Origin of the sequence: Pantoea sp. CTOTU50773, from assembly GCF_032082325.1 — a bacterium.
Lineage (GTDB): Bacteria > Pseudomonadota > Gammaproteobacteria > Enterobacterales > Enterobacteriaceae > Pantoea > Pantoea communis.
This window is the reverse complement of the sequence record NZ_DAMDQC010000002.1, coordinates 46,140-60,832: the sequence shown is the minus strand read 5'-3', so window position 1 is coordinate 60,832 and position 14,693 is coordinate 46,140. Positions and strand designations below refer to the sequence as shown.

Annotated in this window: 13 protein-coding genes; 6 read left to right on the top strand and 7 right to left on the bottom strand. The window is 55.9% G+C overall.

Translation table 11 applies throughout. From position 1 onward, the window contains the following. Positions 1–5 precede the first annotated feature (5 nt). Together RT340_RS00775 and RT340_RS00770 are read right to left on the bottom strand one after the other, a co-directional pair. Positions 6–929, bottom strand: coding sequence for a TIM barrel protein (locus RT340_RS00775; protein WP_097119003.1), 924 nt, complete (start codon positions 927–929; stop codon positions 6–8). Positions 930–1,183: 254 nt separating this feature from the next. Next, positions 1,184–2,209 (bottom strand): LacI family DNA-binding transcriptional regulator, encoded by a 1,026-nt coding sequence (locus tag RT340_RS00770; protein ID WP_097119002.1) that lies wholly within the window; start codon positions 2,207–2,209, stop codon positions 1,184–1,186. Between the two features lie 332 nt (positions 2,210–2,541). Here RT340_RS00770 and RT340_RS00765 point away from each other — a divergent pair, with 332 nt between their 5' ends. Next, the gene (locus RT340_RS00765; protein WP_211729101.1) at positions 2,542–3,579 is read left to right on the top strand and encodes a Gfo/Idh/MocA family protein; all 1,038 of its coding nucleotides are present in this window, start codon (positions 2,542–2,544) and stop codon (positions 3,577–3,579) included. A 16-nt stretch (positions 3,580–3,595) separates the two neighbouring features. Continuing rightward, positions 3,596–4,477: a sugar phosphate isomerase/epimerase family protein gene (locus tag RT340_RS00760; protein ID WP_034827178.1), complete on the top strand. Its 882-nt coding sequence runs from the start codon at positions 3,596–3,598 to the stop codon at positions 4,475–4,477. A gap of 35 nt (positions 4,478–4,512) precedes the next feature. Here the strand turns inward: RT340_RS00760 and RT340_RS00755 are convergent, their stop codons facing one another. Continuing rightward, positions 4,513–5,523: a Gfo/Idh/MocA family oxidoreductase gene (locus RT340_RS00755; protein ID WP_313373475.1), complete on the bottom strand. Its 1,011-nt coding sequence runs from the start codon at positions 5,521–5,523 to the stop codon at positions 4,513–4,515. 100 nt (positions 5,524–5,623) lie between these two features. On the opposite strand from RT340_RS00755, the gene RT340_RS00750 reads away from it, so the two are divergent. The 3 genes from RT340_RS00750 to RT340_RS00740 all read left to right on the top strand — a co-directional run bounded on the left by RT340_RS00750 (position 5,624) and on the right by RT340_RS00740 (position 7,917). Continuing rightward, entirely contained in the window at positions 5,624–6,643 is a 1,020-nt protein-coding gene (locus RT340_RS00750; RefSeq protein ID WP_160834335.1) for a LacI family DNA-binding transcriptional regulator, read from the top strand. Between the two features lie 102 nt (positions 6,644–6,745). Further along, complete coding sequence (gene yghU, locus RT340_RS00745; RefSeq protein WP_313373474.1) at positions 6,746–7,627, top strand: glutathione-dependent disulfide-bond oxidoreductase; 882 nt, start codon at positions 6,746–6,748, stop codon at positions 7,625–7,627. Beyond that, the gene (locus RT340_RS00740; protein ID WP_034826742.1) at positions 7,627–7,917 is read left to right on the top strand and encodes a DUF1330 domain-containing protein; all 291 of its coding nucleotides are present in this window, start codon (positions 7,627–7,629) and stop codon (positions 7,915–7,917) included. The genes yghU and RT340_RS00740 overlap by 1 nt, the downstream gene beginning before the upstream one ends. 73 nt (positions 7,918–7,990) lie before the next feature. Here the strand turns inward: RT340_RS00740 and RT340_RS00735 are convergent, their stop codons facing one another. The 4 genes from RT340_RS00735 to RT340_RS00720 form a co-directional block, all read right to left on the bottom strand. Further along, positions 7,991–9,442 (bottom strand): methyl-accepting chemotaxis protein, encoded by a 1,452-nt coding sequence (locus RT340_RS00735; RefSeq protein ID WP_160834337.1) that lies wholly within the window; start codon positions 9,440–9,442, stop codon positions 7,991–7,993. 207 nt (positions 9,443–9,649) lie between these two features. Continuing rightward, the gene (locus tag RT340_RS00730) at positions 9,650–10,564 is read right to left on the bottom strand and encodes a substrate-binding domain-containing protein (protein ID WP_034826747.1); all 915 of its coding nucleotides are present in this window, start codon (positions 10,562–10,564) and stop codon (positions 9,650–9,652) included. Between the two features lie 73 nt (positions 10,565–10,637). Continuing rightward, positions 10,638–11,417, bottom strand: coding sequence for a TIM barrel protein (locus tag RT340_RS00725; RefSeq protein WP_160834338.1), 780 nt, complete (start codon positions 11,415–11,417; stop codon positions 10,638–10,640). Continuing rightward, positions 11,417–12,436 carry a Gfo/Idh/MocA family oxidoreductase gene (locus RT340_RS00720; RefSeq protein WP_097118995.1) on the bottom strand — a complete coding sequence of 340 codons (1,020 nt, stop codon included), beginning with the start codon at positions 12,434–12,436 and terminating at the stop codon, positions 11,417–11,419. The genes RT340_RS00725 and RT340_RS00720 overlap by 1 nt, the downstream gene beginning before the upstream one ends. Before the next feature lie 197 nt (positions 12,437–12,633). Here RT340_RS00720 and RT340_RS00715 point away from each other — a divergent pair, with 197 nt between their 5' ends. Further along, positions 12,634–14,592: a sigma-54-dependent Fis family transcriptional regulator gene (locus tag RT340_RS00715; protein WP_176505789.1), complete on the top strand. Its 1,959-nt coding sequence runs from the start codon at positions 12,634–12,636 to the stop codon at positions 14,590–14,592. Positions 14,593–14,693: the final 101 nt, after the last annotated feature.

Sequence of the window (14,693 nt, the reverse complement as noted above, 5' to 3'; positions counted from 1 at the left end):
TCTCCTCAGAATCCGACCGATTGCAGGTAGTGAAGGCTGGCAGTGACGTCGCGCAGGCTAGTGTCGGCGTTGCGCGGATCGCGCTCCTGCTCGATGGTGATCCAGCCCTGATAGTTGCGCTCAGCGAGAAACGCGCGCACTGCCGGATAATCAATCGCGCCTTTGCCAATCGGGCACATCACCCCTTCGGCGCAGGCGGCAAAGAAGTCCACGCCACGCGCAATCACATCGCGCCAGACTGCGTCATTCACATCTTTAAAATGCAGGTAATCGATGCGATCCCAGTAACGGCTCAGATAAGGGATCGGATCCATACCGGAGTAGTAGAGATGCCCGGTGTCGAGACACAAACCGGCTACCTCGTGTGGAATGTCCTGCACCAGTTGCTCCAGCTCGTCGGCGAACTCAATACAGCCGCCCGCATGCGGATGGATCACCGCGCGCACGCCATACTCATCCCAGGCAATCTGGCTCAGGGTGGTGATGTGCTGCATCATGCGCTGCCACTCTTCACTGGAGAGGCGCGGCGCTTTATCTAACTGCCCGGCAAATCTGGCACGCTCAGGGTTACCGAAATCGATAATCACCAGGTAAGGTGCGGGCAGATTATCCGCGTGGGTTTTCTCGGCAGTAGGAACCTGCGACAGGTTGCGACAGATGTTGTGTGTCAGTTCAACCATCGCCGGGAAATTGGCTTCGCTGACCAGATCGTCAAAGATCGTGCCCGCCACCAGTGAAAGCTGATGGGCTTCCAGCTGGTGACGCAGTTCAGCGGCATCGGTCGGCAGATAGGTCCACGGACCCAGCTCAATGCTTTTGTATCCGGCCTGAGCGGCTTCCGACAGGACTTTCTGCCAGGGCGGCAGGAAAGGGTTTTTAGGATCGTCGACACCCCAGCTGCAGGGCGCATTAGCAATGTGAATCGTCATGATCGTTCCTTGCGGTGTTGGATAGCGCAAGTATCAAATAAAAATTTCACCCACAGCAATCATGAAACATTCATTTTTTGATAGCGATCATGTTATTTTTTATCATTAAAATGATAAATAATCTATCAAATTCATAGCTGGCGCCACTTTCAGGCCAACCACTCAAGTACTGCCAACGCATTCCCGGTCAGCCAGCCGGAGAGCGAATCAGGCTGACGCTTCTCATCGCGTCGCCAGATTTCGGTGCTTAGAGGCTAAAGATTCTCACGCGTGATGATCTCAAACGGCAGCGTGACCTGAGAGAAATGCTCCCCTGATTCGACAGTTTGTTGAGTCGTGCGGACAAATTGCCGCACCATTTCCTCAATTTCATGGCGAATCATCACGGTGATTGTGCCGTCAATCAGTGCCAGTTCGCCCTCTTTCACCGGGCCGTGACAGATTAACGCCACCTTGCGCTGCGGCTGCTGGCGTAACGCATGAATCACGCCTTCAATACCGCCACAGGGCGCGTAGATTAAGGCGAGATCGGCATGCTCTTCCAGCAACTGACGCGTGGCGTGATAGCCGCCATCAATCGACTCATGGGTTTTCAGCGGCTCTAATACGCGTCGGGTGCTGTCCTGCTCGCGCAGATAGGAGCGGAAGCTGATTTCGCAGCTCTCCTGACAGGTAAAACGATGGTCGCCCACCAGCACGCCCACCGATCCCGGCTGATGCAGCAAATGCGAGGCCACCCAACCGGCAGTGCGTCCGGCTTTCTGATTATCCAACCCGAAATACCCCGCATGTCCGCAGGGCGAGAAGTTGGAGAACAGGGCGTAAACCCGCACGCCCTGGCGTGATATCTGCTCGATGGCATGGCGGATCAGTGGGTGATCCAGCGCGACTAAGCCAATCACATCCACCTCTTGCGCCAGCTTGTGCAGTGAGGCCACCACAGCTGCCACATCATCAATGTCATGCCAGTAAAACCGTGGCTCACTGCCCGCAGGATGCAACGGTTGCGTCTGTTGTCTGAGGGCATCTGTCAGCGAGTGATAGAACGAATACGATTTTGATAGCAGCACAAAACCCATGCGCAGCGTCACGTGCGCGGACTGCGACTCAGCGCTGACAGGCATAACCGGCGCCATGCGATAACCCAGTCGGTTGGCAGCTTCTAACACCTTCTGCTCGGTGGCCGCTCGAACCGGAGCCCGCCGATTCAGTACCCGATCCACCGTGGCGACGCCAACGCCAGCCGCATTGGCGATAGCGTTCATGGTGATTTTGCTCATCAACAGATTCCAGTTTGATAGTAAGTTATCAAAATAATGCCCGAAATGGACCGGGAGTGCGAAGACATTGCGGAGTAAATCGTCATCAAATCTCAATATTTGATAGAGAATCTCTCAGTAATTTGATCGTTATCGCAAAAATGAAATGATTCATTTCATTAAATTACCTACCGGAATAAATGTTTGATATTTTCCTGTTCGAGGACAGAGGTGAGGGCTGATGGATTTGCATCAGTAAATCCATAGAGGCGGCGGTCGCGCCTTTCTATAGTGAAAGCGATCTGCCTTATCGGCTCCCGGCACATGAACGACTCAATAATAACGGAGATGATATGTTCCCTCAGACCCTACCTGCACCTCGCCGTCCCCTTGAAAACCAGATCCCCGCGCTGCGCTGGGGCATTGTTGGACCCGGCTGGATCGCCGACCACTTTGCCAATGCGTTGCGTCATCATACTCAGCAACAGCTGGTGGCCGTATCGTCACGCAGTCTGGCGAAAGCACAAGCTTTTGCCAGCAAATGGGATATCCCGCACGCCGTTGAAGGCCTTGACGCACTGCTGAGCCGCCAGGACATTGATGTGGTGTATATAGCCACACCGCACAATCATCACTTTCCTGATGGGCTGCGCACGCTGCAAGCGGGCAAGCATGTGCTGATTGAAAAGCCGCTGGCGCTCAATGCACAGCAGGCGTTGCAGTTACAGCAGGAAGCGCACAAACAACAACGCTTGTGCGTAGAAGCGATGTGGAGTGATTATGCGCCGAAATACGATGTGATCCGTCAATTGCTGGCCGATGGCGCGTTAGGAGATGTTCATACATTGATCGCCGATCATGGTGAATATTTCACCCAGGATCACCGCATTTTCAATCTCGATCTGGCGGGCGGGCCGATGCTGGATCTCGGCAGCTATTTGATCGGCTTCAGCGTGCTGGTCGGCGGCGCACCCGACAGCATTGTGGCGCAAGGCCAGCCTGCACCTGGCGGTGTGAATGGGCAAACATCAATGCTGCTGACCCACGGCAACGGCATGCACTCAGTGCTCAACACCACGCTGTTCAGCAACACACCGGGCACTGCCGTGATCGCCGGTCGTGATGCCACGCTTTATCTGGACGGCCAGTTCTATGCGCCGGGCAATTTCCGTCTCACTTCCAGCGATGGCCGCCATACGCTGCGCTGGGAAGAACCGACTAATCGCTATATTCAGCTCTGTCATGAAATCGAACATACCGCCTGGTGTATCCACCAGGGGCTGCTTGATTCGCCTGTCCGTCCGCTGGCCACCTCACTGGCCACGCTGCACGCCATGGATGAAGTCAGGAAGCAGATCGGTGTGGTGTTTAATGAAGAGCGCACCGCTTAACGATCAGGAGAACAATATGAAAATCGCTTTTGATGTAGATGTCATCAGAGAAATGGGCATCACGCGCATGGTGCATCAGGTGGCCGAATGGGGTTACAAGTACATCGAACAATCGCCCCATCCACAGATCAATCCGTTTTATAAACACCCGAAAGCCAGCAGGGAAATCATGCGCGAATACAAAAATGCGCTGAATGCCACTGGCGTGGAAATCTCATCGTTTATCACGGTTTATCGCTGGTCAGGCCCGGACGAGTTGCGTCGTCAGGCGGCGGTGAAGAACTGGAAACGCATGATCGAGATCGCCGTCGAGATGGGCGTGCAGGTGATCAATACCGAACTCTCAGGCAATCCGAACGAGCCGGAGATTTGTGAAGAGATGTTCTATCGCTCGATGGATGAGTTATTACCGATTATCGAACGTGAAGGTATCCGCGTCGAAATTCAGGCACATCCGTGGGATTTCTGCGAACAAAGCAACGAAACGGCGGATATCGTGAAATCGTTCCGCAGCGACAACGTTAAATACATCTACAGCGCGCCTCATACCTTCTATTACGACAAAGGCGTGGGTGATGTGAAAAACATGCTGCACTACGCGGGCGACGATCTGTCGCATATGCTGATTGCCGATACCATGAACCACACCAAGCACTGCCGCTATATCGTCAACCCCCCGGGTGTCGATGCCACCATCCACCAGCACGTGGCGGTGGGTGAAGGGGAAGTGAACTTCGATGCGCTGTTTGAAGCGCTGCGCGAGATGGATTTCGCCAACCGCACCTATAAAGTCGGGGGAGAGTCGATTATCTCGGCGGCGCTGTTTGGCTATCCTGAGAAGATGAAATATCAAGCGGTGGAAACACGTGAATTAATTGAGCGTGAGCTGCTGAAATAAAGTTGAAGGCGCGGCCAGTGTGCCGCGCCCTGCCATCAAATGGCTACCCACTCCACTTCTGTAAATTCACCTCGCGTCAGCGATAACTGTGCCGCCTCGGCAATCGCCTGCGCGCGCAGACCGTCGATCAATCCCGGCAGCCCTTCGATTTTCTCTCCGCCGATGTGGCGTACAAACGCATCCAGATGGGTGTAGTAGGTCTCTTTCACCCGACTAAACCAGTCTGCATACAAGCCGGGCTGAGTGATGCCTTTACCCTGATAAAGGGTGGCACCCCGCGCTGACTGGCTCTCTGAAGCCAGCATCCCTTCACTGCCCATCACGCTGATGCGTTCGTCGTAGCCGTAAGCCGTGCGGCGCGTGTTATCCAATTGCGCCAGCGCGCCCTGCTGCATGCGCATGATCAGCACCGAAGTATCGACATCAAAATCACGGATCTCCGGCATCGCCAGTGCGGCACCGAGTGCGCCAACGGTGCTGACTTCATCTTCTGTCAGCCAGCGCAGCAGATCAAAAAAGTGGATCGCCTGATCGCGCATTTGGCCGCCAGAAGCTTGCAGATAACTGATCGGCGGCAGTTCTGACGCGCGGCACACCATCTGAATCAGCTCGGTACGGCCAATCAGCCCCTGTTTCAGCTGGGATTTAAGTTGCTGATGACTCTGGTCAAAACGACGGTTAAAGCCGACGGTAACGGGAACCTGCACCGGTGAGATTTTTTCCACGACTTCCCGCGCGCGCTGCAACGACAGGTCGATCGGTTTCTCGCAGTACACCGCTTTGCCCGCCAGCACTGCCTGCTCCAGCAGTTCGGCATGGGTTGGCGTAGCGCTGGCGATCAGCACCGCGTCGATCCCATCACTGCTCAGCGCCTGCTGCACGCTGGCCGCTTTTGCGCCATAACGCTGTGCCACCGCTTCGGCACGTGACGCATCAATGTCACACACCAGCGCCAGCTCAACGCCAGGATGCGCCGCCAGGTTGGCAGCGTGCACCTGGCCGATAAATCCACTGCCAATCAAGGCAAAACGTTGCGGAGTCCGCATTTTAACGCTCCTTTTGTTCACACTTCGGAATAGCCGATGTTGTCAAAATAGCGCTTTCTGGCAGGCTATCTGAACGCGGTTTTTGATGGAATTACCTCAGATGAAAGCACTGACGCTGGCGGAGCTGGCAAAGCAAGTCGGAGTCGGCGTGGCCACGGTTGATCGGGTACTCAACGATCGCGGTGGTGTGTCCCCGGCGATGACAAAAAAAATTCTGCAGGCGGCGCGGGATGCGGGTTTGAAGCGTATTTTGCCAGAGGAGCATCGCCATAGCTGGCAGATCGAAGTGCTGCTCAGCGGCAACGGCTCGTTCTTCTTCCAGCAGCTGGCACAGGACTTTGCCCGACTGGCTGATGAGCTGGGCTATCGTCGCCTGCGCCTGCATCGCACGCTGATCCCGGAAAACGCCCCCGAGAAGCTGGCGGCACACATTGCGGCCAGCAGTAAAAAGATGGATGCGCTGATCGTTTTCGCCCATGAAAATCCGTTGATTTATGATGCCTTAGCGGCGTGTCAGGCACGCGGCGTACCGGTGATCACCATGGTGACGGACCTGCCCAATGCGGCACGCCTGTGTCATGTCGGCATCGATCAATACAAAGCCGGACGCACCGCCGGATTGATGCTGGGCAGTATGATCAAAGCACCGGGCGATGTGGTGCTGGTGAGTGGCCGCGCCGACTATTCGGCGCATCGTCAGCGCATTGAAGGTTTTCAAACCGTGCTGGCGGAGCGTTTTCCGCAGCTCAGGTTACGGGAAGTTTTGGCCGGGCAGGATGAACGCGATCGCATTAGCCGCCTGCTGGAGAAAACCCTGGCCGGATCGCAAAATATCGTCGGACTCTACAACACCGGCCTCGGCAATACGCAGATTCACGAAGCGCTGGCGCGCCATCGACTCGGCGGCAAAGTGGTGTACGTGACGCATGAACTTTATGCCACCACGCGCCAGCTTTTTGAGAAGCGCGTGCTGACGCTAACACTCGATCAAAACACCCTGCGCCATGCTCAGCTGGCGCTGACCTTATTGCTAAAACATCTCGAAGAGGGTGAACAGCCTGACACCTACCAGTCCGGCAAAGTCGACTTTATGCTGTTTACGCAAGAGAACTTCGCATAATCACACTTTGCATCTCACCGCCAGCGCGGTTAAATCGCCTTCATCTGTCGCTGCTACACTCAGTAGCAGCAAAAAACGCAATCACAACAAGGCGAAATCATTATGTCGGAAAATCAGTATCAGCCCGCGAAAGTCTGGACCTGGGACCCGGAAGCCAAAGGTAACGGCGCAAAAACCAACCGTCCGTTCGCCGGGCCGACGCATGAGAAGACCCTGCCGGTGGGCAAACATCCGCTGCAGCTCTATTCACTGGGGACGCCAAACGGCCAGAAGGTCACCATCCTGCTGGAAGAGTTGCTGGCCGTCGGGGCAAAAGAAGCCGAATACGATGCCTGGCTGATTCGCATCGGTGATGGCGATCAGTTCTCCAGCGGTTTCGTTGACGTGAACCCGAACTCCAAAATTCCGGCACTGAGTGACCACTCAGTCACGCCACCGCTGCGCGTGTTCGAATCAGGCAACATTCTGCTGTATCTGGCCGAGAAATTTGGTCACTTCATCCCGGCGGATATTGCAGGCCGCACCGAAACCCTGAACTGGTTGTTCTGGCTGCAGGGCTCTGCGCCTTACCTTGGCGGCGGCTATGGTCACTTCTATTTCTACGCACCAGAAAAAATCGAGTACGCCGTCAACCGCTTCACGCTGGAAGCCAAGCGTCAGCTGGATGTGCTGGATCGTCAGCTCGCCAATAACCGTTTCCTCGCCGGTGAGGAATACACCATCGCCGATATCGCCACCTGGCCGTGGTACGGCAACCTGGTGCTGAACAACATCTATGGCGGCGGCGAGTTCCTTGATGTGCAGTCGTACAAAAACGTGGTGCGCTGGGCTAAAGAGATCGCTGAGCGTCCAGCGGTGATTCGGGGTCGCAAAGTGAATAAGGCATTTGGTGCCGAACCACAGGAACAACTGCTGGAACGCCACGATGCCTCTGATTTCGATACCAACACCGAAGACAAACGTCAGGCGCGAGGAGAGCAGTAATGGCCGCTTATGTGGTGATGATTAAAGACGAAACGCTGGATAAAGATGAGCTGGCGACCTACGCGCAGAAAGCCGGTGAGGCACGCGGCGATCATCAGATCACGCCGCTGGCATTTTATGGCGATCTTGAAGTGCTGGAAGGCCGTGAGGCGGAAGGCGTAGTGGTGCTGGAATTTGCGGATATTGATGCAGCAAAAGCCTGGTACCACAGCCCGGCGTATCAGGAAGCGAAAGCCCATCGGGTCAAAGGCGCGAACTATCGCGTGTTACTGGTCAAGGGTGTGGCTTAATCTGCCAACAGGGGCGCACTTCAATCGGTGCGCCCTGCCAGCCAGAGAGGTCGAGATTTGCTCGTCTCGCCGATCAATCCAGTCTGAATAGCGCAATCGCCTGCTGCAACCGATTCGCCTGCTGTTGCTGCTGATGCGCCACTTGCAAGGTTTCCGCCACGTGCTGAACGTTGTGATGCACGCTGTGATCGATGCTGTTGATGCTCTGCTGAATCTGCTCGATGCTCAAATTCTGCTGTTCACTCATCTCAGACAACTCGGTGACCAGCTGTGACAATCCGCTGATGCTGCTGTGAATATCACGCATGGTCTGTGCAGCATGTTCAATCTGCACGGTGCCATGTTCGGTGCTCAGGCTGCTGGCATCCATCAGTTGGCGAATTTCGCGCGCAGCATTCTCGCTGCGCATCGCCAGATTGCGCACTTCGCTTGCCACCACGGCAAAACCACGCCCCTGACTGCCGGCGCGCGCCGCTTCTACTGAAGCATTCAGAGAAAGAATATTGGTCTGGAAAGCGATGCCGTCGATCAATGCTAAAATCACTTTCACCCGCTGTGACTCTTCGCTGATTTTCGCCATTGAGCTCATCGCCGACTGTATATTTTCCTCTCCGTGCGTGGCCACCGCACGTGCATCCCGCGCGAGTTCGCTTGCACTCTGTGCTTTGTCACGCGTTAAGCTGGCAGCAATGCTGATTTCCGTCATCGCACTGGCCGCGACTTCCAGTGCCTGCGCCTGTTCATCGGTGCGGGTCGACAGTTCAGCGTTGCGTTGCAATATACTTTCAGACTCCGTCAACAAGGCGCTCACGCCGAGACTCACCTGATGAAGCGTGCCATGCATGGTGCCCAACGTGGTACTGAAGGTGCGGGCGAACGGGCTTTCACTCTGCTGGCTATCCGCATTCAGCGTCAGATACCCGGCCTGCTGATTGATCCGTGAGGCTAGCTCCGCGACTTCACTCGCGGAACGTGCATCGGCGGCCATCTGACGCGCAATCACCAGCAAGATGGCGGTCTGCGCCACCACAAACAGGGCATGAAACACCACCATGTCCCAGCCCGGATGATGGAACACCACCACGCCGAAAAGATCGTTTTCCTGCAGATAATTAAACAGAATGTGATGCGTGGCCGCTGCCGCCGCGCCCATGATCAGTGGACGGATGTCGCGCCACGCCAGCAGCACCGACATCAACACAAATACCGAGAAGTGATATTCGGTTTCACCACCGCCGAGTTGAATCAGTAAACCTGCCCAGCCGATCAACAGGGCTGAGAGCACCAACCTTGAAGTCAGCGTGCCGCGCAGGACGGTGCCAAAGAAGGTCGACAGCAGTGCCAACGCAAGGCCAGCAATCAGCGCTACGGTTAAACTGTCATTCATCCACCCAACGCCGAGTGCAATCGGCCACAATCCCCAGTTGAGGATCACCGCAAGGCTATCTGCGCGCTGTGCAATACGTCGCAGCGAAACCATCTCCACCGGCGCGGCATCCGGGCCTGACAAGGGCGTTGCGATCATGGCAATTTTCCACACCAGAGGTTGATTAAGATGCCCAAACGTCAGGGCAAAATGCTCAGACTGAGTGGTGAAATTATCGGCGCGTTAATGGGAAAGTTTAGGACCGTGAATAATTGAAAGAGAAGGATGTGAGCAGGTTCACTTGAATGCGATGATTTCCCGGGCGGCACAGGCGCAATGTCATGCGCCTGTGCCGTCACGCTCAACTTACTTAGCAGCAAACTGCGCGTAGTTTTCCGGAGTGATGGTCTGATACGGCACCCAGTTGTACTCCTGCACTTTCTGTTTATCCAGCAGTGCCTTCGTCACCTGTACTGCACCGGTTGCCTGACCTTTAGCGTCCTGGAAAATGGTCAGTGTCATCTTGCCGTTCTTCACAAACTGCTGTCCATCAGGCGTGCCATCGATTCCCGCGACCAGAATTTTTTCATTTTTCGCCTGACTGAGCGCCATGATGGCACCAATCGCCATTTCATCATTGTTAGCGGCAATCGCATCGATCGGACGCTGGTTCAGCAACCAACTCGATACCACATCCACGGCTTCATTGCGCTGCCACTTGGCGGTCTGCTTCTCAATCACTTTCATGTCTTTATATTTGGCGATCACCGCTTCGACCGCACGGGTGCGCTCGCGCGCCTCTTCATTGGACAGTGCGCCCATCAGAATCGCCACATTACCTTTGTAATTCATCTTCTTCGCTAACGCTTCCATCTGCATTTCCCCGCCCAATGCAGAGTCAGAACCCACATAAGCCATGTCGCCCGGCAGTTTCACTTCTGGCTTACGATTGACGAAAATCAGCGGGATATTGGCGTTTTTCGCGGCGGTGATCATCGGCAACACGCCCTGCGTATCGACGGGATTAAGGATGATGGCGTCCACGCCCTGGTTAATAAAATCATCAACCTGCTGTACTTGCAGTGCCACATCTCCTTTGGCATCCACGAACTGGCCGTTGAGCTGATTGGCTTTTAGCTCTGCCTGCATCTGCGTACGCAGAATCGAGACAAAGTTAAGGTCGAAGTTGGCCAGCGCAACGCCGACGGTGAAGGTTTTCGCACTGACGCTCAAACTCAGCAGCAGCGAGCACAGACAAAGCACGATGTTTCGGATGTTCATGAGGTGATTCCTGTAGGTTGAGGTTTTATTGTTATGACGCCGGGCAACAGGCAAATACCCGGCGGTAAAACGCTTAAATCGTGAAGTGATCGCGGAACTGCTCTAGCGCGGCGGTGCTGTCACCGCTGGCCCAGCCCTCCATCGCCACCGTACCGCTGTAACCCACTTCCTGCAGTGCACGCGCGATGGCGCGATAGTTGATCTCGCCGGTGCCCGGCTGCTGGCGACCCGGTACATCCGCCACCTGAACTTCGCCAATGGCGGAACCGCTGCGGCGAATCAGCTCAATCAAATTGCCCTCGCCAATCTGCGCATGGTAAAGGTCGAGATTCATCTTTAGCGCCGGGCTGTTGACCGCTTCCACCAGCGCCAGGGTATCGGCGGCCAGCGCGAACGGGGTGCCGGGGTGATTGACCGGCAGGTTGAGGTTTTCGAGGGTGAACACGCGCCCGGCGCGCTCGCCCAGTTGCGCCACTTTGCGCAAGGTATCGACCGCTTTCAGCCACATCGCACCGGTCACCACTTCCACGGGTTTAACCGGCAAGCCTTTGTCATCCAGCCCGGTGCCGTGCAAATTTAATCCAGGGCAGTTAAGCCGTTCAGCCACCGCCAGCGAGGCTTCGGCACTCTGCAAGAGCTGCTGGATCTCGTCATCATCGGTGAGATTGCCAGTGAGATAACCGGTCATGGAGGTGAATCGCGCACCGGTCGCCACCAACGCATCAATGTCTTTATTGGCCCATCCCCAGATTTCAACGCCAAACCCCAGCGCGTGAATGCGTTTCACACGCTCAACAAATGGCAGATCAAGGAACACCATTTCGGCACAAACCGAGAGTTGATAAGCAGCCATTAGCGCGCTCCTACTTTGACAGGCAGGTTGTGGGTGACCGATTCAATACAGGCCAGCGCAATCTCCAGTGCATTGCGCGCGTCTTCGCCGGTGGCACGCGGTGTTTCGCCGGTGCGGATACAGCGGGCAAATTCGATCATCTCCGCCACATAGGCATCGCGCAGCAGATCCGAATCCATGCGCGAGGTCTCCATGCTGATGCCGCTGGCGCTGTAGCGCACACAGTTAGAAGAGGTGATATGGCCCGCCTGCAACATCCCCTTACTGCCAAACACTTCGCCGCGCACGTCGTAGCCGTACACCGCCTGGAAGTTGGCCTCTGCGATGGCAATCGCTCCGTTATCAAAGCGAATGGTCACCACCGAAGTATCCAGTAAGCCTTTATCTTTGAAGTCCGGCCGCACCAGCGCATCGGCGATGGCATACACTTCCACCGGCTTCGCCCCGTGGTTGAAATGCAGCAGGGTGTCAAAATCGTGGATCAGCGTTTCGAGATAAATGGTCCACTGCGGGATGCGCGACGGATCGTGCAGCGCCGGATCGCGCGTTACAGAACGGCTCAATTGCGTAATACCGTTCTCGCCTGCCTTCACTGCCGCAATCGCCGCCGCAAAACCCGTATCGAAACGGCGATTAAAGCCCACCTGCAACACTACGCCTGCGCTTTTGGCGGCGGCAATCGCGCGGTCAGCTTCCTCCAGCGTGACCGCCATTGGCTTCTCACAAAATACGTGCTTACCGGCATTCGCAGCGGCAATCACCCACTCGGCATGGGTGCGAGCGGGCGCCGCAATGGCAATCGCATCAATTTCAGGATCGAGTAGCAGCGCATGCAAATCGCTATAGGCTTTCGCGACACCCAGCTTGCTGGCGAGCTTTTCCGCTGCACCGGGCTGCGGATCGGCGACGGCTGCCAGCGTGGCGCCGGGGACGCGATATGCCAGATTCTCGGCGTGGAAGCTGCCCATTCGCCCTGCGCCAATCAGACCAACACGTACCGGTTGAAGATGAAATGTCATAAATCATTCCTTACTGTTTTGGATATGTCCGTTCGAGACAGGTGAGATAGGCATTTCATTGCAATCCAGATGCCAACTAAAAAGGGGCAATTTATGTGAGGAACCACACTGCGTTGCGTTTTGAATTGGTCATAAACTTTACATGTCAACTTCACATGTCAATAAAATGGACATTCCAGATTGACCAGGAGCCTCTGATGCGCGCCAGCGAACGTTTGCCGTTTAAAGATGAAAGCGACCCGATTTTCAGCCTGCCGGAAGGGGCTGAAGCGGGCGAATGGGATACCTTGCTCTGGCAGGGCTGGCACAGCTTTGTCCGGGGGGAACAACCGGGCTGGATGCGGCGCAGTATTTTGCAGTCATGGCAGCGATCGCAGCAGCGCGCCATCGATCCACACACCTTCATCTACACTTCGCCTCCTGCGGATGAGCTGAAGGCCATCCTGGCGCACAATGCCGAGCTGATTGCGGTGGCGCGTAACGTAATGGAAAACCTGCTGGCCTATAACCCGGATGGCCATATCAACCTCACCGACGCGCAAGGTGTCACGCTGCATTTTTGCGGCGCTGATTTGACGCCGATTGGTAGCATCCTGAGCGAAGAGGTGCTCGGCACCAACTGCACGGCACGTTGCCTGATTGAGCAACGGCTGGTGTATGTGTTAAGCGGTGAAAACTGGAAGATCGATCTGCGTAAGCGCCACTACCAGTGCGCAGCCGCGCCGATTCGAGATGCCAGCGGCCAACTGCTCGGCGTGCTCACGCTCACTGCCACGCCGGATAATTTCAATGCCCACACGCTCGGCACGGTACAGGCCGCTGCAGAAGCGGTGGGACAACAATTAATGTTGCGCAGTTTGCTGGCAGAACAACAGTCGATCCTGGAAACCCTGAATGAGGGCGTGATCGTCTGCGATCGCCACGGACGGATCAAAACGTTAAACCGCTATGCGCGGCAGATCTTTAGTGGTCTCGATCCTCAAGCCGGGCCGATTGATGTGTTACTGCAACCCCAGGGAGGATCGCTGCTGACCATGCCATTCTGTAATGACCGTGAGTTGCAGTTTATCCCGGACGGCGTGCAGCCCCTCTCCTGTCTGATTTCATTGATGCCGGCACCCGATGGTGGACGTGTGCTGTCTCTGCGCGAGAACCAGCGCATCCGGGCGATTACGCGGCAGGTAATGGGCGTCAGCGCCAGTTATACCTTTGAGATGATCCGCGGCCACGCTCCGCGCGTGCAGCAAGCCATTCAGAAGGCACGCGCCAGCAGCCGCACAGATAGCACCGTGCTGTTAAGCGGTGAAAGCGGCACCGGCAAGGAGTTGTTCGCGCAGGCGATCCATAACGCCAGCCCACGACATCAGGAACCCTTTATCGCCCTCAACTGCGGCGCCCTGCCGCGTGACCTGGTGCAGAGCGAACTGTTTGGTTATGTCGATGGCGCATTCACCGGTTCCCGGCGCGGCGGCTCCGCGGGAAAATTCGAGCTGGCGGATGGCGGCACGCTGTTTCTGGATGAAATTGGCGAAATGCCGCTGGAGGCGCAAACCAGCCTGCTCCGCGTATTACAAGAGAGTGAAGTGGTGCGTATTGGCGCCGCGCATCCGCTTAAGGTCAATGTGCGCATCATTGCCGCCACCCACTGTAATCTGCTGGATGCGGTGGAAAAAGGCGCCTTTCGCCGCGACCTGTATTACCGTCTTAACGTGATTTCATTAGCCATTCCGCCGTTGCGAGAACGTCAGGAAGATATTCCAGGTCTGGTGAATACGTTTATTCAGGCGCTCTGTACCCGCTTGAAACGTATCGCGCCGCAGGTGTCGTCTGAAGCCATGCACTGCTTGCAGACGTGGCACTGGCCGGGCAACGTGCGTGAACTGGAGAACCTGGTCGAACGCATGGTGAATTTGTGTGAAGGGCTAGAGATTGGCAAGCCGGATTTGCCGGAAGAGATGACGCAGCGCGTCTCGCCGCCACAATCCAGCGTTTTAACATCATTGCAGGAAAATGAGCGTCAGCATGTATTGCAGGTGGTGAGTGAGCAGAAAGGCAACCTGCGCCAGTCAGCACAGCAACTGGGGATTTCACGTACCGCGCTGTATAACAAACTGAATGTCTGGCAGGTGGATGTCACGGCATTGCGAGGGAGATAGGTTAAAAAGGGTTCATGTGCTTCCTTTAGCCCACCCGCTCTCGTCCCAACACTCCCTGAACCCCGGACGGGATTCAGGGAAGACGGATGAGGGGGAGCATA